The following is a 24,532-nucleotide window of genomic DNA, read 5'->3' on the forward strand; positions in this document are numbered from 1 at the left end:
ATGCACGATCAAAAAATTGCTATTCACACCATCGACCCTACTGAGGTCTTCGTGCTGAGCGAGGCCGAGCACCACGCTATCGAGCACGAGAAACACCATTACGAAGATGCACGCGCCGCTTCGATCGAAGCGTTGAAGATCGTGCAGAAACAGCGTGGCTGGGTGCCGGACGGCGCGATTAACGCCATCGCAGATGTTCTAGGGATTCCAGCCAGTGATGTTGAAGGCGTAGCGACTTTCTATAGCCAAATCTACCGTACGCCGGTTGGCCGTCACGTTATTCGCTACTGTGACAGCGTGGTGTGCCACATCACGGGTTATCAGGGGATTCAGGATGCGCTGGAGCAAAATCTGAACATCAAGCCGGGCCAGACTACGGCGGATGGACGCTTTACGCTGCTGCCAACTTGCTGCCTGGGTAACTGCGATAAAGGGCCAACCATGATGGTGGATGAAGATACCCACGTTCATCTGACGCCTGAAGGCATCGCCAACTTGCTGGAGCAGTATCAATGACCATTAAACAGATCATTCGTACTGCCGAAACGCATCCACTGACCTGGCGTCTCCGTGACGACAAGCAGCCGATCTGGATCGATGAATATCGCAGTAAAAACGGTTATGTCGGCGCAGAAAAAGCGTTGAAAGATTTCAGCCAGGACGAAATCGTCGCGGCGGTAAAAGACTCCGGCCTGAAAGGCCGCGGTGGTGCAGGCTTTAACACCGGCCTGAAGTGGAGCCTGATGCCGAAAGACGAATCCATGAACATCCGTTACCTGCTGTGTAATGCCGATGAAATGGAGCCGGGCACTTACAAAGACCGCTTGCTGATGGAGCAACTGCCGCACCAGCTGGTGGAAGGCATGCTGATCAGTGCGTTCGCGCTGAAAGCCTATCGTGGCTATATCTTCTTACGTGGTGAGTACATCGAAGCGGCCGTTAATCTGCGTCGCGCGATTGCTGAAGCCACCGAAGCGGGCTATCTCGGCAAAAATATTCTTGGTACTGGTTTTGATTTCGAGCTGATCGTCCACACCGGCGCAGGTCGTTATATCTGCGGTGAAGAAACAGCGCTGATCAACTCGCTGGAAGGACGTCGTGCGAACCCGCGTTCTAAGCCGCCATTCCCGGCCAGTGCCGGCGTGTGGGGCAAGCCGACCTGCGTGAACAACGTGGAAACGCTGTCGAACGTGCCTGCCATCTTCCTTAACGGCGTTGACTGGTACAAAAACATCTCTACCAGCGAAGACACCGGCACCAAAATGATGGGCTTCTCCGGTCGCGTGAAAAATCCTGGCGTCTGGGAATTGCCGTTCGGCACCACCGCACGTGAAATCCTTGAGGATTACGCCGGTGGCATGCGTGATGGCCTGAAATTCAAAGCCTGGCAGCCAGGCGGTGCAGGAACTGACTTCCTCACCGATCAGCACCTCGATCTGCCGATGGAATTTGCCAGTATTGGTAAAGCTGGCAGCCGTTTAGGTACTGCGCTGGCGATGGCGGTCGATCACGAAATCAACATGGTTTCACTGGTGCGTAACCTGGAAGAATTCTTTGCGCGCGAATCCTGTGGTTGGTGTACGCCGTGCCGTGATGGATTGCCATGGAGCGTGAAGATCCTGCGAGCGCTGGAGCAGAAGAAAGGTCAGCCGGGTGATATTGAAACCCTGCAGCAACTCTGCCGCCAGCTTGGCCCAGGTAAAACCTTCTGTGCCCACGCACCGGGCGCCGTCGAGCCATTGCAGAGCGCGATTAAATATTTCCGTGAAGAGTTTGAAGCTGGCATTGCGCCGCAGGTGTTTGGCAATACCCGAGCCATCGGCGGTATTCAGCCCAACCTGCTGAAAGCGCGCTGGTAATCAGCCGCCGTACACGGAATTCACCTCATGCCGACATGGCGTGGGGAAAGAATTAGATGTTTAACGCTCGTCTTAGGGCGAGCCTTACGGAAGCATGTTCACTATGGCTACAATCCATGTAGACGGTAAAGAATATGATGTGAACGGAGCGGACAACCTGCTACAGGCGTGTCTCTCTCTGGGCCTTGATATTCCTTATTTTTGCTGGCATCCGGCGCTGGGAAGCGTAGGGGCCTGCCGCCAGTGCGCGGTGAAGCAATTCCAGAATGCCGAAGATACCCGCGGTCGCCTTGTCATGTCCTGCATGACACCAGCGTCGGACGGCACCTTTATCTCCATCGACGATGGCGAAGCGAAAGAGTTTCGTGAAAGCGTGGTGGAATGGCTGATGACCAACCATCCGCACGACTGCCCGGTGTGCGAAGAGGGCGGTAACTGCCATCTGCAGGATATGACGGTAATGACCGGACACAGTTTCCGTCGTTATCGCTTCACTAAACGTACCCACCAGAATCAGGATCTCGGCCCGTTCATTTCGCATGAAATGAACCGCTGTATCGCCTGCTATCGCTGCGTGCGTTACTACAAAGATTATGCCGACGGCAAAGATCTTGGCGTTTATGGTGCTCACGACAACGTCTACTTTGGTCGTCCGGAAGATGGCACGCTGGAAAGCGAATTCTCCGGTAACCTGGTGGAAATCTGTCCGACCGGCGTATTCACCGATAAAACACACTCCGAACGCTATAACCGTAAATGGGATATGCAGTTCGCACCAAGCATCTGTCAGCAGTGCAGCGTGGGTTGTAACACCAGCCCGGGCGAGCGCTATGGCGAATTGCGTCGTATCGAAAACCGCTATAACGGCACCGTAAACCACTATTTCCTGTGCGATCGTGGTCGTTTCGGTTACGGCTACGTCAACCGCAAAGATCGTCCACGTCATCCGGTACAGCAACGCGGCAACGATTGGGTCAGCCTGAATGCTGAACAAGCGGTGAATGCGGCGGCGGATGTGTTGCGTCGGGCGAAAAAAGTCATTGGTATCGGTTCTCCGCGCGCCAGCATTGAAAGCAACTTCGCGTTGCGTGAGCTGGTTGGCGCAGAAAACTTCTCAACCGGTATGCCAGCCGGTGAGCAGGCTCGCGTTGAGCTGATGCTGAAAGTCCTGCAGGACGGCGGCATCTACACGCCATCACTGCGCGAAATTGAGAGCTACGATGCGGTGCTGGTGCTGGGTGAAGATTTGACTCAGGTTGGCGCGCGCGTGGCGTTGTCTGTACGTCAGGCAGTAAAAGGTAAAGCGCGTGAGATGGCTGCGGCACAGAAAGTGGCTGACTGGCAGATCGCGGCAATCCTTAACATCGGTCAGCATGCCAAACATCCGCTGTTCGTAACCAATGTCGACGAAACCCGCCTGGATGATATCGCTGCGTGGAGCTATCGCGCACCGGTGGAAGATCAGGCGCGTCTCGGCTTCGCGATTGCCAATGCGCTGGATGAAAGCGCGCCGGCAGTCAGCGGCTTCGACAGCAAACTGAACGGCAAAGTTGATGTGGTGGTTCAGGCGCTGGCAGGTGCGAAAAAACCGCTGATTATCTCCGGTACCCATTCCGGTAGCATCGCGATGATTGAAGCTGCTGCTAACGTGGCAAAAGCCCTGAAAGCGCGCGGTGCCGATGTCGGTATTACCTTCCTCGCGGGTGCGGCGAACAGCTTTGGCCTCGGCCTGATGGGCGGTCAATCGCTGGACAACGCGCTGGAGCAGCTGAGCAAAGGCGAAGCCGATGCGCTGGTGGTGCTGGAAAACGATCTCTATCGTCATGCGCCGAAAGCCAACGTGGATGCGGCGCTCGATACCACCGCTAACGTGATTGTGGTCGATCATCAACGTACCGCAACGCTGGAAAAAGCCGGTTTGGTACTTTCAACCGCCAGCTTTGCGGAGAGCGATGGCACATCAATCAACCACGAAGGCCGCGCGCAGCGCTTCTTCCAGGTTTACGATCCCGCTTATTACGATGACAGCGTAGTGATGCTGGAGAGCTGGCGCTGGTTGCGTTCTCTGCACAGCGCCGTTGAGAGCCGTCACATCGACTGGACTCAACTGGATCACGTGATTGATGCCACCGTTGCGGCGCTGCCACAGCTGAAAGGCATCAAGGATGCTGCGCCAGACGCCAGCTTCCGTATCCGCGGTCAAAAACTGGCACGTTCACCGCACCGCAACAGTGGCCGTACAGCGATGCGCGCCAATATCAGCGTGCATGAACCGCGTCAGCCGCAAGATAAAGACACCATGTTTGCCTTCTCGATGGAAGGTAACAACCAGCCCAGCGCACCGCGTTCGCAGATTCCATTTGCCTGGGCGCCGGGCTGGAACTCACCGCAGGCATGGAACAAGTTCCAAGCTGAAGTGGGCGGCAAACTGCGTCATGGCGATCCGGGCGTGCGTCTGTTTGAAGCCAGCGATCGTTCATTGCCGTGGTTTACCGCGATTCCTGAAAGCTTCGTTGAAGGCAGCCAGTGGCGCGTCGCACCTTACTACCAGCTGTTTGGTAGCGAGGAGATGACACAGCGTTCAACCACCTTCCAGAAACGCATGTCCCCGGCCACGCTGGTGATTAACCCGGCTGATGCTGAGAAACTGGGTGTTAATAGCGGTGCTTCCGTTGAGCTGGTATGTGCAGGTGAAACACTGCGCTTGCCGGTACGTTTCTCTGCGTCGCTGCAAGCAGGGCAGGTTGGTTTACCGCTCGGTATGCCGGGCGTGCCGCCGTTCCTCTCAGGTGCGCAAATTGACAAACTGCAGGAGGCCGCGCAATGAGTTGGCTGACACCGGACGTTATTGAAATCCTGATCAACATCGGCAAAGCGCTGGTCATCTTATTGGTGGTTGTCGGTTGCGGCGCTTTCATGAGTTTCGCCGAGCGTCGTCTGCTCGGCCTGTGGCAGAACCGTTATGGACCAAACCGTGTTGGCTGGGGCGGCTCGCTGCAGCTGGCTGCTGACATGATCAAAATGTTCTTTAAAGAGGACTGGGTTCCGCCGTTTACCGACCGCTTCATCTTTACGCTGGCACCGGTTATCGCCTTCGTATCGCTGCTGCTGGCTTTCGCCATTGTGCCAGTTTCGCCGACCTGGATGGTCACCGACCTGAACATCGGTCTGCTGTTCTTCCTGATGATGGCGGGTCTGGCGGTGTATGCAGTGCTGTTCGCTGGCTGGTCGAGTAACAACAAATACTCACTGTTGGGTGCGATGCGTGCATCGGCGCAGACGCTGAGCTACGAAGTGTTCCTTGGTCTTTCACTGATGGGCGTGGTGGCGCAAGCCGGCTCGTTCAATATGAATGCCATTGTCGAAAGCCAGGCGCATCTGTGGAACATCATTCCTCAGTTCTTCGGCTTCCTTACCTTCTGCATCGCGGGCGTAGCGGTATGTCACCGTCATCCGTTTGACCAACCAGAAGCGGAGCAGGAACTGGCGGACGGTTACCACATCGAATACGCCGGTATGAAGTTCGGCCTGTTCTTCGTCGGTGAATACGTGGCGATCACCACCGTTTCAGCGCTGATCGTGACGCTGTTCTTTGGTGGCTGGCACGGCCCGTTCCTGCCGCCATTCATCTGGTTCGCTCTGAAAACAGCGTTCTTTATGGTGATGTTTATCCTGATTCGTGCTGCGCTGCCGCGTCCACGCTATGACCAGGTGCTGTCGTTCGGCTGGAAAGTGTGTCTGCCGTTGACGCTGTTGAACCTGCTGGCGACCGCCGCAGTGATTCTGTACACCGCGCAGTAAGGGACATTGAGATGACTTTAAAAGATATTGTCGTTGGCTTCGGCACGACAGTGCGCAGTATCTGGATGATAGGCATGCATGCCTTCGCCAAGCGCGAAACCCAAATGTATCCGGAAGAGCCGGTTTATCTGCCGCCGCGTTACCGTGGCCGTATCGTGCTGACGCGCGATCCGGACGGCGCAGAGCGTTGCGTTGCCTGTAACTTGTGCGCGGTAGCTTGTCCTGTCGGCTGTATCTCGCTGCAGAAAGCCGAGACGCAGGATGGACGTTGGTATCCTGAGTTCTTCCGCATCAACTTCTCACGCTGCATCTTCTGCGGCCTGTGTGAAGAGGCTTGCCCAACCACCGCGATTCAGCTGACACCCGATTTCGAACTGGGTGAGTTTAAGCGTCAGGATCTGGTGTATGAGAAAGAAGACTTGCTGATTTCCGGTCCGGGTAAATATCCGGAGTACAACTTCTATCGTATGGCTGGTATGGCGATCAACGGAAAAGAGAAGGGCGAAGCGGAAAACGAAGCCAAGCCGATCGACGTCAAAGGGTTATTACCTTAAGGAGCCAGGTATGGAATTTGCGTTTTATCTTTGCGGACTGGTGGCGGTGCTGACGACGCTGCGCGTCATCACCCACACCAATCCGGTACATGCGCTGCTGTACCTGATCGTTTCGCTGCTGTCGATTGCCGGCGTGTTCTTCTCAATGGGCGCCTACTTTGCCGGTGCACTGGAAATCATCGTCTACGCGGGTGCCATCATGGTGCTGTTCGTCTTTGTGGTGATGATGCTGAACGTCGGCAAAACTCAGCAGGATCAAGAGCGCGAGTGGCTCAAACCTTCGCTGTGGATTGGCCCGGGCATCGTCTCTTTACTGCTGCTGGCAGTGATGATTTACGCGATTAGCACGGCAACCGATCAGGGTATTGATGGCACCGTCATCGACGCGAAAGCAGTCGGTATCAGCTTATTTGGTCCCTATGTTCTGGCGGTTGAGTTGGCATCGATGCTGCTGCTCGCGGGTCTGGTCGTGGCCTTCCATATTGGACGTGAAGAGCGTCACGGCGAAGTGTTGAGCAATCGTCAAGCTGATGCGCAAGCAAATAAGGAGGATCACGCATGATCCCGTTACAACACGGCCTGATGCTGGCCGCTGTGCTGTTTGTTCTCGGCCTGACCTCCGTGGTGCTGCGTCGTAACATCCTGTTTATGCTGATTGGTCTGGAAATCATGATCAATGCCTCCGCGTTAGCGCTGGTGGTAGCAGGCAGCTATTGGGGACAAGCTGATGGTCAGGTGATGTACATCCTGGCGATCAGCCTTGCGGCGGCGGAAGCGAGTATTGGTCTGGCGCTGTTGCTCCAGCTCTATCGTCGTCGTCAGACGCTGAACATTGACACAGTGAGCGAGATGCGCGGATGAATCTTCTCTATTTAACCGTATTATTTCCGCTGATTGGCTTCCTGCTATTGGCGTTTTCACGCGGTCGCTGGTCGGAGAACCTGTCGGCAGCAATCGGTATGGGTTCTGTTGGTCTTGCCGCATTAACCACTATTTATGCCGGTTTCGACTTCTTCAATCAGGGGCAGCAGCCGTTCACTCAGGCGCTGTGGACCTGGATTCACGTCGGCAACTTTGACATTAAAGTGAATCTGGTGCTGGATGGTCTTTCTCTGACCATGCTGTCCGTCGTCACCGGCGTTGGCTTCTTCATCCACATGTTCGCTTCATGGTACATGCGTGGTGAAGAGGGTTATTCGCGCTTCTTCGCTTACACCAACCTGTTCATCGCGAGCATGGTGGTGTTGGTGCTGGCCGATAACCTGCTGCTGATGTATCTCGGCTGGGAAGGCGTGGGCCTGTGCTCCTATCTGCTGATTGGCTTCTATTACAGCAATCCAGAGAACGGCAAAGCGGCGATGAAAGCCTTTATCATCACCCGTGTCGGTGATGTGTTCCTCGCTTTCGCCTTGTTCATCCTCTACAACGAGCTGGGCACGCTGAACTTCCGCGAACTGGTGGAACTGGCACCCGCGCACTTCGCTGCAGACAACCACATGCTGCAGTGGGCAACCCTGATGCTGTTGGGTGGCGCGGTTGGTAAATCGGCACAGCTGCCATTACAAACCTGGCTGGCGGATGCGATGGCCGGTCCAACTCCGGTTTCGGCACTGATTCACGCCGCGACCATGGTAACCGCCGGTGTTTATCTGATTGCACGTACCCACGGTCTGTTCCTGTTGACGCCGGAAGTGCTGCATCTGGTGGGTATCATTGGTGCGATTACTCTGGTGCTGGCAGGTTTTGCTGCGCTGGTGCAAACCGACATCAAACGCGTGCTGGCTTACTCCACCATGAGTCAGATCGGCTACATGTTCCTCGCGCTTGGCGTGCAGGCATGGGACGCGGCGATTTTCCACCTGATGACGCATGCATTCTTCAAAGCCTTGCTGTTCCTCTCTTCAGGCTCGGTCATTCTGGCCTGCCATCACGAGCAGAATATTTTCAAAATGGGCGGCCTGCGTAAGAGCATCCCGCTGGTGTATATCTGCTTCCTGGTGGGCGGTGCCGCCTTGGCTGCGCTGCCGCTGATCACCGCAGGTTTCTACAGTAAAGATGAAATCCTGTTTGGTGCGATGGCGAATGGTCACATCAATCTGATGGTGGCGGGTCTGGTGGGTGCATTCCTCACTTCGATCTACACCTTCCGCATGATCTTTATCGTGTTCCACGGTGAAGAGAAAATTCATGCTCACGCCGGTAAAGGCATTACGCATCACCTGCCGCTGATTGTTCTGATGGTGCTCTCCACCTTTATTGGTGCGCTGATCACGCCTCCTCTGGCGGGTGTTCTGCCGCAGAACGAGTTTGGTGAAGGCGGCAAAGTGATGCTGGAAATCACCTCAGGCGTGGTGGCCATTGTCGGTATCCTGATCGCAGCAGCTCTGTGGCTGGGTAAACGTCAACTGGTGACCAGTATTGCTAACAGCGCGCCGGGTCGTTTCTTCGGCACCTGGTGGTTCGCGGCCTGGGGCTTCGACTGGCTGTATGACAAGCTGTTTGTAAAACCTTATCTCGGCATTGCCTGGTTGCTGAAGCGCGATCCGCTTAACTCACTGATGAACCTGCCTGCGCTGCTGTCGCGTGTTGGTAACAAAGGTTTGGTGGTGAGCGAAAACGGTTATCTGCGCTGGTACGTGGCCTCGATGAGTGTGGGTGCCGTTGTGGTGCTGGCGCTGCTGCTGGTGATTTAAAGATTGATGAGCGGGGCGGGTTCGCTCGCCCAATTAGAATGTCAAAAATTGCCTGAAGTAAGGCAATAAAAAGGGAAGTTTGCCGTGTTATTACCTTGGCTAATTATCATACCTTTTGTCGGTGGCTTGCTCTGCTGGCTTGCGGAGCGTCTTGGCGCGAAAGTTCCGCGCTGGATTGCCATGATCACCATGGGCCTGACGCTAGCGCTTGGTCTGCAGCTGTGGTTGCAGGGAGGCTATTCACTGACGCAGGCTGCGGGCATTCCGCAATGGCAATCGACTTTCTCCGTACCGTGGATTCCGCGCTTTGGCATCAACTTCCATCTGGCAATTGATGGTCTGTCGCTGCTGATGGTGGTGCTGACCGGACTGCTCGGTTTGATGGCGGTGCTGTGTTCCTGGAACGAAATTGAGAAATATCAGGGCTTTTTCCACCTCAACCTGATGTGGATTCTCGGTGGTGTGATTGGCGTGTTCCTCTCCATCGATATGTTCCTGTTCTTCTTCTTCTGGGAAATGATGCTGGTGCCGATGTATTTCCTCATCGCACTGTGGGGCCATAAAGCATCCGACGGTAAAACGCGTATCAGCGCGGCGACCAAGTTCTTCATCTACACCCAGGCATCGGGTCTGATCATGTTGGTGGCGATTCTGGCGCTGGTCTTTGTCCATTACAACGCCACCGGCGTATGGACTTTCAGCTACGAAGAGCTGCTGAAAACTCCGATGTCGCACACCGTTGAATATCTGCTGATGCTTGGCTTCTTTATTGCCTTTGCGGTGAAAATGCCGGTGGTGCCATTACACGGTTGGTTACCCGATGCGCATAGCCAGGCACCAACCGCTGGTTCAGTTGACCTCGCAGGTATCTTGCTAAAAACTGCGGCTTACGGTTTGCTGCGCTTTAGCCTGCCGCTGTTCCCGAATGCGTCAGCAGAGTTCGCACCGATTGCCATGTGGCTGGGTATCATCGGCATCTTCTACGGTGCGTGGATGGCATTCTCACAAACTGATATCAAGCGACTGATCGCTTACACCTCTATTTCGCATATGGGCTTCGTGCTCATCGCCATCTACACTGGCAGCCAGCTGGCCTTCCAGGGCGCGGTGATTCAGATGATTGCGCACGGTCTCTCTGCTGCGGCACTGTTCATCTTGTGTGGTCAGCTGTATGAGCGTCTGCATACCCGCGACCTTCGTCAGATGGGCGGCTTGTGGTCACGTATCAAATGGATTCCGGGTCTGTCACTGTTCTTCGCGGTTGCAAACCTCGGTATGCCGGGCACCGGTAACTTTGTTGGCGAATTTATGATTCTGACCGGCAGCTTCCAGGTGGTACCGGTGATTATCGTCATTGCAACCTTTGGTCTGGTGTTTGCTTCGGTTTACTCCCTGATCATGATGCAGCGCGCTTACTTCGGCGAAGCAAAGTCGAAAGATCCGCTGCCAGGCATGTCACCGCGTGAGTTCATGACTATCGGCGTATTGGTGGTGTTGCTGGTACTGCTGGGGATTTATCCTCAGCCGATCCTCGACACATCCCATGCTGCGATGAGTAATATTCAGCAGTGGTTTACCGCTTCAATTTCAACTACAAGGCCGTAATTCGCCATGACAATAACTCCTCAACATCTGATCGCGTTACTGCCGCTGTTAATCGTCGGATTGACGGTGGTGGTGGTGATGCTGTCCATTGCGTGGCGACGCAATCACTTTGTTAATGCCACGCTGACGGTGATCGGACTTAACATTGCGCTATTTTCTCTGTGGTTTGTAGGCCAGGCGGGAGCGATGGACGTCACGCCGCTGCTGCGTGTTGATGGCTATTCGATGTTCTACACCGCGCTGGTGGTGCTGGCGAGTTTAGCCACCTGCACCTTCGCTTATCCGTGGCTGGCCGGTTTCCCGGATAACAAAGATGAGTTCTATCTGCTGGTGCTGATTGCAGCACTCGGCGGGATCGTGCTGGCGAGCGCCAATCATCTGGCAGCGCTGTTCATCGGTATCGAACTGCTGTCACTGCCGCTGTTTGGTTTGATTGGTTATGCTTTCCGCCAGAAACGTTCGCTGGAAGCGTCGCTGAAATATACCATTCTGTCGGCGGCGGCCTCATCGTTCCTGCTGTTCGGTATCGCGCTGATTTATGCTGATTCCGGCAGCCTGAGCTTTGTGCAGCTGGGCAAAAGTCTGAGCGATAGCATGATTCAGGAGCCGCTGTTGCTGCTCGGTCTGGGCATGATGATTATCGGACTGGGCTTTAAACTGTCGCTGGTTCCTTTCCACCTGTGGACGCCAGATGTTTATCAGGGTGCGCCAGCGCCGGTTTCAACCTTCCTCGCTACCGCCAGCAAGATCGCCATCTTTGGTGTGATTATGCGCCTGTTCATGTACGCGCCCGTCACTGACAGCGAAGCGGTGCGTACCGTGCTGGGCATCATTGCGTTTGCGTCGATTCTGTTCGGCAACCTGATGGCGATTTCCCAGAGCAACATCAAGCGTCTGCTCGGTTACTCCTCTATCGCGCACCTTGGTTATCTGTTGGTGGCGCTGATTGCGGTGAAAACCCATCAGCTGTCGCTGGAAACCGCAGGCGTTTATCTGGCCGGTTACCTGTTCAGCAGCCTTGGCGCGTTCGGCGTAGTGAGTCTGATGTCGAGCCCTTATCGCGGTCCGGATGCCGATACGCTCTATTCCTATCGTGGTCTGTTCTGGCATCGTCCGATTCTGTCTGCAGTAATGACGGTGATGATGTTGTCACTGGCGGGTATCCCAATGACGCTCGGCTTCATCGGTAAGTTCTACGTTATCGCCTCGAGTGTGAACGCACATCTGTGGTGGTTGAGTGGTGCGGTGGTAGCGGGTAGTGCGATTGGGCTTTATTACTATCTGCGTGTGACGGTGAGTCTGTATCTCAGCCCGCCGGAACTGCACAACCGCGATACGCAAGCCAATTGGGCATTTACTGCCGGCGGCGTTGTGGTACTGATCTCTGCGATTCTGGTGCTGCTGCTCGGTGTTTATCCGCAGCCGCTGATTACACTGGTGCAGATGGCTCAGCCACTGATGTAATTCAGATTTACGAAACCACTGAATCAGGCCTGCGGGCCTGATTTTTTTTGCCTGCAGTTCACAGCGTAGTGAGAGGTTGAGCACAGAGTCACCACGAGGTTTTCAGCTGCCGCTGCTGCTCACTGCGTTTGGCGTAGCCGGTGTGATATTCTCATCGGATCCCTTTTTTCGCTCAGACAAGGAAGCACCATGGAAATGCTTTGGCTTGATTGCCACCACAGTGAACTGACAGCGCAACAACTCTACACTTTGCTGGCACTGCGCAATCATGTCTTCATCGTGGAACAAAACTGTCCTTATCAGGATATTGATGGCCAGGATTTAGCTGCCGAAAACCGCCACATTCTCGGATTTCTCGACGGTAAGCTGCTGGCCTATGCGCGCGTGTTAACGCCAGCGCTAGACTCTGCGCCGGTAATGATTGGTCGTGTGATTGTTTCTGAAGAAGCACGCGGTTTGAAGCTGGGCTATCGCTTGATGGAGAAGGCGCTGGAGAGCTGTGAAAAGTATTGGTCGCAGCGCGCTATTTATCTCTCTGCGCAGGCACATCTGGAAGGGTTCTACGGTCGTCTGGGCTTTAAAGCGGTGACTGAAGTCTACATGGAAGATGACATTCCGCACATCGGCATGCAAAAAGCATAACGGCGAGGATTGCTCCTCGCCGTCAATCATCAGCCTGGCGTCATCTGCCGGTCATCAACGTATTTACGTTGATCTGGCGGCGGCGGGAAGTACTGATAAAGCCAGGTTTCACTCAGCGTTTCATCTTTGGTACGTAGGAACAGGCGCATATCAACCGGTTTGGTCGAGTCGCTGTTTGGATACCAGTCAAACAGAATGCGGTAACCGTTGAGTGGCTCGACGTAGAGAATCTCAACCTGCTTAAATGTGCCTTCTGAAACGGTAATCACCGGCTCAATACCTTTCGGCGCTGCGGCTTTCAGATCGCCACCAACAAAATCAATGGCAAAGCGACGTGACCAGGTATCCGGGAAGTGTTCGCCTGGCGCCCAACCTTCCGGGAATCCGCCGATACCGGTGCGCGTGGCATCGACACGCGCCAAACCACTGCGCACTGGTGGCAACTGGCTCCAGTAGAGTTTGTACTGGAAGCTGAACTCGCTACCGGCTTTCACCGGTTCTGACGGCTGCCAGAAGCACACCACGTTATCCAGCGTTTCCCCGGTGGTAGGAATCTCCATCACGTTAATGGCGCCTTTGCCCCATTTACCAATCGGTTCTACCCACAGGCTTGGACGTTTGTCGTACCAGCCAATCACATCCTGATAATTTTTGAAGTCATGATCGAGCTGCAACAGGCCAAAACCACGCGGGTTTTCGTCCTGATAGGCGTTGAACTGCAAACGCTGCGGGTTGTTCAGCGGACGTGCAATCCATTCGCCTTCACCGGTCCACATCGCCAGACGATCGGAGTCGTGGATTTGTGGATGGTAAGTGTTACACATGCGGCGCTCGTTGGTGCCACAACTGAACATGCTGGTCATTGGCGCAATGCCAAGCTGGCGAATGTCGTTACGCGCAAACAGGTGGTTTTCCACCTCCATCACGACGCGTTTCTCCTCGCAGTGAATGGTGAACTTGTAGGCACCGGTGACGCTCGCGCCATCCAGCAGGGCGTAGACCACGAAAGTAGTGTCATCCGCTTTTGGTGTTTCGAACCAGAACGCGGTGAAGTCCGGGAACTCTTCTTTGCCGTTGCTGAAGGTGTTGACCGCCACGCCGCGCGCGGAGAGGCCGTACTGGAAGGTTTCATCAACCGCACGGAAATAGCTGGCGCCAAGGAAAGAGACGATATCGCGGCGCGCCAGTTCAGGCTTCTTAAACGCACGGAAACCGGCAAAGCCGAGATCGGTTTTACCAACCAGCTGCCTGGTATCAACGTTGGCGTTGTGATAATTGAACAGCTCCGGACGGAAGTGGATCTCACGCGCTTCACGGCTCTGGGCATCGACCGAGAACATGCGGATGCGGCGCTTGAAGCCCATACCGACGTGGAAGAATTGCACGTCCAGCTGACGATCGGGGATGTTATTCCACAGCGAGTGGTTGGCGTCGTACTGAATTTCGTTATAGGCCTGTGGAGTGAGATTGGCCAGGGTGTCGGGCAAGGGGCCGGGGGCGCCGCCCCAGGGCTGTTTTGCCAGCGCGGAGGCTTTCTTTTTCAGTGAGTCGAAATCGAAGCGAACCGCGGTACCGTCGGCGATACCATCATCGGCCCAGGCGGATTGTGCAAACAGCGTGGAGAGACCCGTCATGCCGCTAACAGCGGAGAGGGCCATGGACGCTTTCATAAATTTTCTACGATTCATGCCGGAAATCTAATCCTTAGCTGCTCGGGTGTATTTTGACTCTCGTAAGACGAGAAGCGTCTGACTACAGGGGGTTACGACAGTCGTGAAAATAAATAATTCAGTCTGCGGAAAATTTATCAGATTAATCAAATAAGCGAAGCAGAATTCGCGTAGCGGCAGCGTACATGACACAACTTTGCACTGCGGTGGATGAAACTCGGTGAAAACCTTGCAGTCGCCACCCAGCAAATCTGCAATTTATGACTATAGTTAAACCACAACGAGCAAGGAACATGGAGGAACTACATAGTGTCATCTTCAGATCAATTTGAAACGCACCTTGACGACGACCTGGCGCTGCTAACGGAAACGCTGGAAGAAGTGTTACGGGCATCAGGCGATCCGGCCGATCAGAAATATATCGAGCTGAAACTCAAAGCTGAACAAGCGCTGGAAGACGTGAAATCGCGCGTTAGCCATGCGTCAGACAGCTATTACTATCGTGCCAAAAACGCGGCCTATCGCGCCGATGATTATGTGCATGAAAAACCGTGGCAGGGGATTGGCATCGGTGCCGCCGCTGGCCTGTTTGTCGGTTTACTGCTGGCTCGACGTTAAGTTCCAACGGGCGCGACACGCTTCGCGCCCGCTTCCTGATTGCCTCGCCGCTTTTCCCGCTAAATCCCTGTTTCGCATCATCCGCGATTGTGTTTCGCCTGCGCGCTTCCTACAGTAAAGCGACAGGGAAAAGGAGAACGCAACGTGATACGTGTAGAAATGCTCTCAACGGGCGATGAAGTGTTACATGGGCAGATTGTCGATACCAACGCCGCGTGGCTGGCCAATGTGCTGTTCCAGCACGGTTTGCCGATGACCAGCCGTAGCACCGTCGGTGATGCAATGACCTCGCTGGTGGAGGCGCTGCAGAGCCGCAGCCAGATTGCTGACGTGCTGATCGTGAATGGCGGTTTAGGACCGACCAGTGACGATCTCAGCGCGCAGGCCGCAGCCATTGCCAGCGGCAGCGAGTTAGTTATCCAGCAACCCTGGCTGGAAAAAATGGAAGCCTGGTTCGCCAGCCGCGGACGTGTGATGGCACCGAGCAACCGCAAGCAGGCAGAAATCCCCGCCATAGCTGAGATGCTCGATAATCCGGTCGGCACCGCATGCGGCTTCGCGCTGCAGCTCAATCGCTGCTGGATTTTCTTCACCCCTGGCGTGCCGTCGGAATTTAAAGTGATGGTTGAGCAGGAGATTATTCCGCGCCTCAAAGCACGCTTTGAACTGCCTGAGCCACCATTGTGTTTGCGCCTCACCACCTTTGGACGTGGGGAAAGTGACATTGCCGCCGAGCTGGAGCCGCTCCCGCTGCCGGAAGGCGTAGTGATGGGCTATCGCTCATCGATGCCGATTATTGAAATCAAACTCACCGGACCCGCCAGCCAACGCGTGGCGATGGAGCAAGTGTGGCAGCAGGTAAAACTGTTGCTGGCTGAATGCACCATCTTTGAGGGCACCGAAGGTTTACCGGCGCTGCTGGCGCGCGAGTTGCAGCAGCGTGGCTTCCATTTGGCGCTGAGCGAGCAGTTCACCGCCGGCTTACTTAACTGGCAGCTGGCCGCTGCGGACGTGGCGCTCAGCAAAGCAGAGATTCTGCCGCCGCAGGATGAAGATCTGGAAGCGCAGGTTGCGCGCACGCGTGACTGGGCGAAACAGCAGGGCGTGGCGCTGGCGTTGTCGGTGGGAAATTTAGTAGAAGGCGAAGTATCGATTGCATTGCATACGCCGGAAGCCAGCTGGGGCCAACGCGTAAAGTTCACTCATGGACGTCATAACGTGGAAACGCGGCAGAAAGTGGTGGCAATGATGGCGATGAACATGTTGCGTCGCTGGCTACACGGCAGTGAAGTCAGCACCGGTCACGGTTGGATTGATGTGCTGGAAACGGTGAAAAGCTGATTGATCACCAGGTCGCCATAAATGGCGGCCTGGTCAATCACAGCTCGATCTCAATCTCCCCTTTGGCGCGACAGCAGCACGGCAAAATCTCGCCTTGCTGCACAAACGCCAACGGGGTTTCGGCATAATCCACTTCGCCTTTTAGCAAACGCATGCGGCAAGAGCCGCAGTAGCCTTCGCGACACTGAAACTCAACGCACAGATTATTAGCTTCCAGCGTCGCCAGCAGATTGGGGTGATCTTCTGCGCACTCCAGCCGGGAGCCGGAGCTACGCAGAATAACAACAGAGCGGCTCATGCTTACAGCTGGAAGCCGTCGAAATCGTCTTCGCCCACTTCAGAATCAATCTGACCGACCAAATACGAGCTCACTTCAACTTCCTGCGGTGCAACCTGTACGTTGTCCGACACCAGCCACGAGTTGATCCATGGAATGGGGTTGGAACGCGTCTGGAACGGCAGATCGAGACCCACCGCCTGCATACGGATGTTGGTGATGTACTCGATATACTGGCACAGAATGTCTTTGTTCAGGCCAATCATCGAGCCGCCGCTGAACAGGTATTCTGCCCACTCCTTTTCCTGCTCGGCTGCCTTCTTGAACAGATCGAAGCATTCATCACGACACTCCGCGGCGATGGCTTTCATCTCTGGATCGTCTTCACCGGTGCGCAGCAGGTTCAGCATATGCTGGGTGCCGGTCAGATGCAGCGCTTCATCGCGTGCAATCAGCTTGATGATTTTGGCGTTGCCTTCCATCAGCTCGCGCTCGGCGAAAGCAAATGAACAGGCGAAGCTGACGTAGAAGCGAATGGCTTCCAGCGCGTTGACGCTCATCAGGCAGATATAGAGCTGCTTTTTCAGATCGCGCAGGTTAACGGTAACGGTTTTACCGTTGACCTGATGCGTACCTTCACCCAGCAGATGCCAGTAACTGGTCATCTCGATCAGGTCATCGTAGTACTTCGAGATATCTTCGGCGCGCGCCAGAATCTGCTCGTTGGTGACGATATCGTCAAACACCACCGCCGGATCGTTAACGATGTTACGGATGATGTGCGTGTAGGAGCGCGAGTGAATGGTCTCGGAGAACGCCCAGGTTTCAATCCAGGTTTCCAGCTCAGGGATGGAAATCAACGGCAGCAGCGCCACGTTCGGGCTACGGCCCTGAATCGAGTCCAGCAGCGTTTGATACTTCAGGTTGCTGATGAAGATGTGCTTTTCATGCTCCGGCAGCGCCTGGTAATCGATGCGATCGCGCGAGACGTCCACTTCTTCCGGACGCCAGAAGAAGGAGAGCTGCTTCTCAATCAGCTTTTCAAAGATGTCATATTTCTGCTGATCGAAACGGGCAACGTTGACGGACTGGCCAAAGAACATCGGCTCTTTCAGCTGGTCATTTTTGTTCTGCGAGAATGTGGTGTAAGCCATTTTGAGTCCAAATGTGAAGAGGGCCGACCAATGTCGGCCCTGACAAGATGAGATTAGATCTTACATGCGCCGCTTTCGCAGCCATCATCCTGAATGGAAGGTGCCAGATCGTCCTGTGCATCTTCTGCACCGTCGCGGGTGTTTTGATAGTACAGGGTTTTCACGCCGAACTTGTACGCGGTCAGCAGGTCTTTCAGCAGCTGTTTCATCGGCACTTTGCCATTCGCAAAGCGGCTCGGATCGTAGTTGGTGTTCGACGAAATCGCCTGATCGATGAACTTCTGCATCACGCCAACCAGCTGCAGATAACCGTCGTTGGACGGCATTTCCCACAGCAGTTCGTACTGGTCTTTCAGACGCTCATACTCTGGCACCACCTGACGCAGAATGCCGTCTTTCGATGCTTTGATGCTGATGTGTCCGCGCGGCGGCTCAATGCCGTTGGTGGCGTTCGAAATCTGCGAAGAGGTTTCAGACGGCATCAGCGCAGAGAGCGTTGAGTTGCGCAGACCGTGCGTGGTGATTGACTTACGCAGGCCTTCCCAATCCAGATGCAGCGGCTCGTTGCACACCGCGTCGAGATCCTTTTTATAGGTATCGATCGGCAGAATGCCCTGCGAGTAAGTGGTCTCTTTAAACCACGGGCACGCACCTTGCTCTTTCGCCAATTCGTTCGAGGCTTTCAGCAAGTAGTACTGAATGGCTTCGAAAGTTTTGTGCGTCAGATTATTGGCGCTGCCATCAGAGTAACGCACGCCGTTTTTCGCCAGGTAATACGCGTAGTTGATCACGCCAATACCCAGCGTACGGCGGCCCATGGCGCCGCGTTGTGCTGCCGGAATGGGGTAATCCTGATAATCCAGCAGTGCATCAAGCGCACGCACCGCAAGGGTGGCCAGCTCTTCCAGATCGTCAAGGCTGTTAATCGCGCCCAGGTTAAAGGCAGACAGCGTACACAGGGCGATTTCGCCGCTTTCGTCATTGACGTCGTTCAGCGGTTTGGTCGGCAGTGCGATCTCGAGGCACAGATTCGACTGACGAACTGGCGCGATGCTTGGATCGAACGGGCTGTGCGTGTTGCAGTGATCGACGTTCTGAATGTAGATACGGCCAGTTGACGCACGCTCCTGCATCATCAGTGAGAACAGCTCAACGGCTTTCACGCGCTGTTTGCGGATGCTGTCATCTTTCTCGTATTTGGTGTACAGACGCTCGAACTCGTCCTGATCGGCGAAGAACGCATCGTACAGGCCAGGCACGTCAGACGGGCTGAACAGCGTGATGTCTTCACCTTTCAGCAGGCGGGTGTACATCAGTTTGTTGATCTGTACGCCGTAATCCATGTGACGCACGCGGTTGCCTTCAACACCGCGGTTGTTTTTCAGCACCAGCAGGCTTTCAACTTCCAGATGCCACATTGGGTAGAACAGCGTCGCTGCGCCGCCACGTACGCCGCCTTGTGAGCAGGACTTCACGGCAGTCTGGAAATGTTTGTAGAACGGAATACAACCGGTGTGGAACGCTTCGCCACCGCGAATCGGGCTACCCAGCGCACGAATGCGGCCGGCGTTGATGCCGATACCGGCGCGCTGAGAAACGTATTTCACAATGGCGCTGGAGGTGGCGTTGATAGAGTCGAGGCTGTCGCCGCACTCGATCAGTACGCAAGAGCTGAACTGACGCGTTGGGGTACGCACGCCGGACATGATTGGCGTTGGCAGCGAGATTTTGAAGGTTGAGATCGCATCGTAGAAACGCTTCACGTAATCCATACGGGTTTCGCGCGGATAGCCAGAGAACAGGCACGCCGCCACCAGAATGTAGAGGAACTGGGCGCTTTCGTAGATTTCGCCGCTGACGCGGTTCTGCACCAGATATTTCCCTTCCAGCTGCTTAACCGCTGCGTAGGAGAAATTCATGTCGCGCCAATGGTCGATAAACGCGTCCATCTGCTCGAACTCTTCGGTGCTGTAATCTTCCAGCAGATGGCGGTCGTATTTGCCCATCTCAACCATTTTCACCACCTGATCGTACAGCTTCGGCGGCTCAAACTGGCCGTAGGCTTTTTTACGCAGGTGGAAGATAGCCAGACGCGCAGCCAGGTATTGGTAATCCGGCGCATCACGCGAGATCAGGTCTGCGGCAGCCTTGATGATGGTCTCATGAATGTCAGAAGTTCTGATGCCATCGTAGAACTGAATGTGTGAGCGCAGTTCAACCTGTGAAACTGAAACATTGTTCAGCCCTTCGGCTGCCCAATCCAGTACACGATGAATTTTGTCGAGATCAATGCGCTCCTGGCGGCCATCGCGTTTAGTAACGAGCAGACTTTGGTTCATGTCGCGTTTTTACCTGTCCATGCATGAATGACGTATTTATCCCCCATCTATGCACAAGGTTTATGCACAAGCCGCTCGTTGTGAGTAAGCCTGTGGATAAACACTATATATAGGGGGTGCGGGAAGTTTGAACAACAATATGGTGAGTATTCTAGTCAGCAATCTCTTCTTAACAAGAGTTGATTTTCACTAAAAAATCGTCATTACCGGCTGGCTAAAATCCTGGATCCGCATGCCGCAAGGCCTGCACTTAGTGTCAACCGCTCAACACTTTTTTTTCACTTTATGATCGGACGCGTGTTTCTTGCTCAACCACCACGCTTCAGGAATTTTCTTAGACAAAAAAAGCCCCGACAAGGCCGCCAGCAGCGAACTTATCTAAAAGTGCTTATGAATTTTTTGTGACTTGCTTAGCCTATAAAAAAGGCTGGTACGCGTCTAAAAGGAAATTGATCTGGATAGGGCCAAAATTAGGGTATAAGAGGTCGCCATGAATGACGTAATGTTTGTTAGTTAAGCCAACGACGAGTGCGCTGGCCGGGGCCACTTTTGGGCCGGCGGTCCTCGCGCCGCTAGCGCGGTACCTTCACTTCGTTCGTCTGCCTGACGGACCGGCGGAGACGGGACTTCCATGTCCCGGCTCCGCCTTTCGCCCGCGTCCTGCGGGCTCTCCTGGCTTCCTCGCTTCGTTCAGCGCTGCGGATTGCCGGACCAAAAGTGGTCCCGGCCTGCTCGTAAGCTCCAGTGCGTGTTGTTGAAAAGGGCTCATTTGCCCGTGAAGCAGATGTGCAAGGGCCCGCACGTATGATGAACGTACTTTCTGAAATCTAAGCTGGCAGTCATCACTCCTGACGATGCGTATGAATCATGTAGTTCACATCGACACCGCGACCCAGACGGAACTGGTTGGTCAGCGGATTGTAGTGCAGGCCAATCATATTTCTTTCACGCAGCGGGGTTTCATCCACCCAGTTCAGCAACTCGGCGGGACGGATGAATTTCTTCACGTCGTGCGTCCCGCGCGGCACCATGCGCAGCATATACTCGGCACCAAATACCGCCAGCAGCCAGGCTTTTGGATTGCGGTTGATGGTGGAGAAAAACACTTCGCCGCCGGGCTTCACCAGCTGCGCGCAGGCTAAGACTACCGAGCGCGGATCCGGCACATGCTCCAGCATCTCCATGCAGGTCACCACATCATAATGCCCGGGGTGACTTGCGGCGTGATCTTCCACGGTTTGCTGCACGTAATTAACGCTAACGCCGCTCTCCAGCGCATGCAGACGCGCCACTTCCAGCGGCTCAGCGCCCATATCCAGGCCGGTAACCTCAGCGCCTTCACGCGCCATGCTCTCCGCCAGAATGCCGCCGCCGCAGCCGACATCGAGCACTTTCTTGCCGAACAGGCCATTACTATGCTGCGCTATCCAGCCAAGTCGCAGGGGGTTAATACGGTGCAACGGCTTAAATTCACCCTCTAAATCCCACCAGCGGGATGCCACGGCCTCAAACTTGGCGATCTCGGCGTGGTCGACGTTCTGGCGGCTTTCCTGCGGTTGTTCACTCATTGAATCATCACTCCAGACAAAATATTCCCTCAGTATAAACGCTTAACTCACGCGAACGCATCTCTCACGCTCAAGGAAAAGCGGGATTAAGGCCTGGTTAACGTTCACCGAAGGGAAGCAATGTGATATACTTTCGCACCTTTAAATCCGGGATTATGTAGAGGGATAGCGGCTCCATGAGCGACCTTGCGAGAGAAATTACACCGGTCAATATCGAAGAAGAGTTGAAAAACTCCTACCTCGATTACGCCATGTCGGTCATTGTTGGCCGAGCCTTACCCGATGTGCGTGATGGTCTGAAGCCGGTACACCGCCGTGTGCTTTTTGCCATGAGCGAACTGGGCAACGACTGGAATAAACCCTATAAAAAATCCGCCCGTGTGGTCGGTGACGTCATCGGTAAATATCACCCGCACGGCGATTCCGCGGTATACGAAAGTATCGTGCGTATGGCCCAGCCATTCTCCCTGCGCTACATGCTGGTTGACGGTCAGGGTAACTTTGGTTCGGTCGACGGCGACTCCGCCGCAGCGATGCGTTATACCGAAGTCCGCATGGCAAAGATCTCTTCGGAGCTGCTGGCTGACCTGGAAAAGGAAACCGTCGATTTCGTGCCGAACTATGACGGCACCGAGCAGATCCCTGAAGTCCTGCCAACTAAAATTCCTAACCTGCTGGTAAACGGTTCTTCCGGTATCGCCGTTGGTATGGCAACCAACATTCCACCGCACAACCTGACGGAAGTGATCAACGGCTGTCTGGCGTTTATCGAAGATGAAGACATCACCGTTGAAGGCCTAATGGAGCACATCACCGGGCCAGACTTCCCGACGGCGGCCTTCATCAATGGTCGTCGTGGTATTGAAGAAGCCTATCGCACCGGGCGCGGTAAGATTTACATTCGCGCACGTGGCGAAGTGGAAACCGATGCCAAGACCGGCCGTGAAACCATCATCGTGCACGAACTGCCGTATCAGGTGAACAAAGCGCGTCTGATCGAGAAGATCGCCGAGCTGGTGAAAGAGAAGCGCGTGGAAGGCATCAGCGCACTACGTGACGAATCTGATAAAGACGGCATGCGTGTTGTCATTGAGATCAAACGCGATGCGGTGGGTGAAGTGGTTCTCAACAACCTCTACTCGCTGACACAGCTGCAGGTCTCTTTCGGCATCAACATGGTGGCGCTGCATCAGGGCCAGCCGAAGATCATGACGCTGAAAGGCATCATCGAAGCCTTCGTGCGTCACCGTCGTGAAGTGGTTACGCGTCGTACCATTTTCGAACTGCGTAAAGCGCGCGATCGTGCTCACATCCTTGAAGGCCTGGCGATTGCGTTGGCCAACATCGATCCGATCATCGAACTGATTCGTCGTGCACCAACGCCAGCCGAAGCGAAACTGGGCCTGCTGGCGCAGTCGTGGGATCTGGGTAACGTTGCCGCGATGCTGGAACGTGCCGGTAATGACGCTGCACGTCCGGAATGGCTGGAAGCCGAGTTCGGTATTCGCGATGGTCAATATTATCTGACTGAACAGCAAGCGCAGGCGATTCTGGATCTGCGTCTGCAGAAACTGACCGGCCTCGAGCACGAAAAGCTGCTCGACGAATACAAAGAGCTGCTGGATCAGATTGCTGAGCTGCTGCACATCCTGCAAAGCGCTGAGCGCCTGATGGAAGTAATCCGTGAAGAGCTGGAGCTGATGCGCGATCAGTTCGGCGACGCACGTCGTACTGAAATTACGGCGAACAGTGCAGACATCAACATCGAAGACCTGATCAATCAGGAAGACGTTGTGGTGACGCTGTCGCATCAGGGTTATGTCAAATACCAACCGCTGACCGACTATGAAGCCCAGCGCCGCGGTGGTAAAGGCAAATCCGCCGCACGTATTAAAGAAGAAGACTTTATCGATCGTCTGCTGGTGGCCAACACCCACGACACCATTCTGTGCTTCTCCAGCCGCGGCCGTCTCTACTGGATGAAGGTCTATCAGCTGCCGGAAGCCAGCCGTGGTGCGCGCGGTCGTCCAATCGTCAACCTGTTGCCTCTGGAAGCCAACGAACGTATCACCGCCATTCTGCCGGTGCGTGAATACACCGAGGGCTTCAACATCTTCATGGCTACCGCGAGCGGTACCGTGAAGAAAACCGCGCTGCAGGAGTTCAGCCGTCCGCGTAGCGCGGGCATCATCGCCATCAACCTGCGTGAGGATGACGAGCTGATTGGCGTGGCGCTGACCAACGGTAGCGACGAAGCGATGCTGTTCTCTGCCGCCGGTAAAGTGGTGCGCTTCGCTGAAACGGCGGTACGTGCGATGGGCCGTTCGGCTTCGGGCGTTCGCGGTATCAAGCTGGCTGAAAGCGACAAAGTGGTGTCGCTGATTGTGCCACGCGAAGAGGGCGCGATCCTCACCGTGACGCAGAACGGTTACGGTAAACGTACTGCCAACAGCGAGTATCCAACCAAGTCGCGTGCGACGCAGGGCGTGATCTCGATTAAAGTCACCGAACGTAACGGACCGGTTATCGGCGCGGTACAGGTGGTGGATGGCGATCAGATCATGATGATCACCGATGCCGGTACGCTGGTGCGTACTCGCGTATCGGAAGTCAGCGTGGTAGGCCGTAATACTCAGGGCGTGATTCTGATCCGTACAGCGGAAGATGAAAACGTGGTGGGTCTGCAACGCGTCGCGGAGCCGGTGGAAGAGGAAGAACTCGACGCCATCGACGGTAGCGTAGCGGAAGGCGAGGAGGATATCGCGCCGGAAGTGGACAGCGACGACGATGCACCAGAAGCTGACGACGAAGAGTAATTCGTAACGGCTTTAATAAGCGGCAGGTCAGGAAACTGGCCTGCCGTTTTTTTATCTGAGTTTTCCCCTAAAGGCGCGGGCTAGCTGGCTTTTTAGGGCCGATAAAGCTAGTGTATGGAAGCTTTTCAACA

General features: G+C 54.9%; 19 protein-coding genes. 14 read left to right on the top strand and 5 right to left on the bottom strand.

What is annotated here, in order from left to right; all coding sequences use genetic code 11:
- The 11 genes from nuoE (at position 1) to PZBJ_RS18315 (ending at position 12,618) form a co-directional block, all read left to right on the top strand.
- Positions 1–516: an NADH-quinone oxidoreductase subunit NuoE gene (gene nuoE, locus PZBJ_RS18265; RefSeq protein WP_101763655.1), complete on the top strand. Its 516-nt coding sequence runs from the start codon at positions 1–3 to the stop codon at positions 514–516.
- A gap of 2 nt (positions 517–518) precedes the next feature.
- Complete coding sequence (gene nuoF, locus PZBJ_RS18270) at positions 519–1,859, top strand: NADH-quinone oxidoreductase subunit NuoF (protein WP_176519213.1); 1,341 nt, start codon at positions 519–521, stop codon at positions 1,857–1,859.
- A gap of 103 nt (positions 1,860–1,962) precedes the next feature.
- Positions 1,963–4,686, top strand: a complete 2,724-nt coding sequence (gene nuoG / locus PZBJ_RS18275) for an NADH-quinone oxidoreductase subunit NuoG (protein ID WP_101763656.1) — start codon at positions 1,963–1,965, stop codon at positions 4,684–4,686.
- Positions 4,683–5,660: an NADH-quinone oxidoreductase subunit NuoH gene (gene nuoH / locus PZBJ_RS18280; RefSeq protein WP_008105140.1), complete on the top strand. Its 978-nt coding sequence runs from the start codon at positions 4,683–4,685 to the stop codon at positions 5,658–5,660. Before nuoG ends, nuoH begins: the two co-directional genes overlap by 4 nt.
- Before the next feature lie 11 nt (positions 5,661–5,671).
- Positions 5,672–6,214, top strand: coding sequence for an NADH-quinone oxidoreductase subunit NuoI (gene nuoI / locus PZBJ_RS18285; protein ID WP_101763657.1), 543 nt, complete (start codon positions 5,672–5,674; stop codon positions 6,212–6,214).
- 10 nt (positions 6,215–6,224) lie between these two features.
- On the top strand, positions 6,225–6,776 hold the full coding sequence (gene nuoJ / locus PZBJ_RS18290) for an NADH-quinone oxidoreductase subunit J (RefSeq protein WP_101763658.1): 552 nt from the start codon (positions 6,225–6,227) through the stop codon (positions 6,774–6,776).
- Entirely contained in the window at positions 6,773–7,075 is a 303-nt protein-coding gene (nuoK, locus tag PZBJ_RS18295) for an NADH-quinone oxidoreductase subunit NuoK (RefSeq protein WP_007889334.1), read from the top strand. Before nuoJ ends, nuoK begins: the two co-directional genes overlap by 4 nt.
- Entirely contained in the window at positions 7,072–8,907 is a 1,836-nt protein-coding gene (gene nuoL, locus PZBJ_RS18300) for an NADH-quinone oxidoreductase subunit L (protein ID WP_101763659.1), read from the top strand. The genes nuoK and nuoL overlap by 4 nt, the downstream gene beginning before the upstream one ends.
- 84 nt (positions 8,908–8,991) lie before the next feature.
- Positions 8,992–10,512, top strand: coding sequence for an NADH-quinone oxidoreductase subunit M (gene nuoM / locus PZBJ_RS18305; RefSeq protein WP_101763660.1), 1,521 nt, complete (start codon positions 8,992–8,994; stop codon positions 10,510–10,512).
- 6 nt (positions 10,513–10,518) lie between these two features.
- Complete coding sequence (nuoN, locus tag PZBJ_RS18310) at positions 10,519–11,976, top strand: NADH-quinone oxidoreductase subunit NuoN (RefSeq protein WP_008105131.1); 1,458 nt, start codon at positions 10,519–10,521, stop codon at positions 11,974–11,976.
- A gap of 189 nt (positions 11,977–12,165) precedes the next feature.
- The gene (locus PZBJ_RS18315) at positions 12,166–12,618 is read left to right on the top strand and encodes a GNAT family N-acetyltransferase (protein ID WP_101763661.1); all 453 of its coding nucleotides are present in this window, start codon (positions 12,166–12,168) and stop codon (positions 12,616–12,618) included.
- A gap of 29 nt (positions 12,619–12,647) precedes the next feature.
- On the opposite strand, the gene PZBJ_RS18320 is transcribed toward PZBJ_RS18315, so the two are convergent.
- Entirely contained in the window at positions 12,648–14,306 is a 1,659-nt protein-coding gene (locus PZBJ_RS18320) for a glucan biosynthesis protein D (protein ID WP_101763662.1), read from the bottom strand.
- Between the two features lie 291 nt (positions 14,307–14,597).
- Here PZBJ_RS18320 and elaB point away from each other — a divergent pair, with 291 nt between their 5' ends.
- Entirely contained in the window at positions 14,598–14,906 is a 309-nt protein-coding gene (elaB, locus tag PZBJ_RS18325) for a stress response protein ElaB (RefSeq protein WP_101763663.1), read from the top strand.
- A 144-nt stretch (positions 14,907–15,050) separates the two neighbouring features.
- Positions 15,051–16,247, top strand: coding sequence for a nicotinamide mononucleotide deamidase-related protein YfaY (locus PZBJ_RS18330; protein WP_101763664.1), 1,197 nt, complete (start codon positions 15,051–15,053; stop codon positions 16,245–16,247).
- Between the two features lie 37 nt (positions 16,248–16,284).
- Here PZBJ_RS18330 and yfaE read toward each other — a convergent pair whose 3' ends face one another.
- The 4 genes from yfaE to ubiG form a co-directional block, all read right to left on the bottom strand.
- Positions 16,285–16,545: a class I ribonucleotide reductase maintenance protein YfaE gene (gene yfaE / locus PZBJ_RS18335; RefSeq protein WP_061717835.1), complete on the bottom strand. Its 261-nt coding sequence runs from the start codon at positions 16,543–16,545 to the stop codon at positions 16,285–16,287.
- A gap of 2 nt (positions 16,546–16,547) precedes the next feature.
- Positions 16,548–17,678: a class Ia ribonucleoside-diphosphate reductase subunit beta gene (nrdB, locus tag PZBJ_RS18340; RefSeq protein ID WP_101763665.1), complete on the bottom strand. Its 1,131-nt coding sequence runs from the start codon at positions 17,676–17,678 to the stop codon at positions 16,548–16,550.
- Positions 17,679–17,731: 53 nt separating this feature from the next.
- A complete protein-coding gene (gene nrdA / locus PZBJ_RS18345; RefSeq protein WP_101763666.1) occupies positions 17,732–20,017 on the bottom strand; it encodes a class 1a ribonucleoside-diphosphate reductase subunit alpha in 2,286 nt (761 codons plus the stop codon).
- Positions 20,018–20,859: 842 nt separating this feature from the next.
- On the bottom strand, positions 20,860–21,585 hold the full coding sequence (gene ubiG / locus PZBJ_RS18355; protein WP_101763667.1) for a bifunctional 2-polyprenyl-6-hydroxyphenol methylase/3-demethylubiquinol 3-O-methyltransferase UbiG: 726 nt from the start codon (positions 21,583–21,585) through the stop codon (positions 20,860–20,862).
- A 176-nt stretch (positions 21,586–21,761) separates the two neighbouring features.
- Between ubiG and gyrA the strand changes: the two genes are divergently transcribed.
- Positions 21,762–24,401, top strand: a complete 2,640-nt coding sequence (gyrA, locus tag PZBJ_RS18360; protein ID WP_101763668.1) for a DNA topoisomerase (ATP-hydrolyzing) subunit A — start codon at positions 21,762–21,764, stop codon at positions 24,399–24,401.
- Positions 24,402–24,532 lie beyond the last annotated feature (131 nt).

This window comes from Pantoea endophytica (assembly GCF_002858935.1).
Lineage (GTDB): Bacteria > Pseudomonadota > Gammaproteobacteria > Enterobacterales > Enterobacteriaceae > Pantoea > Pantoea leporis.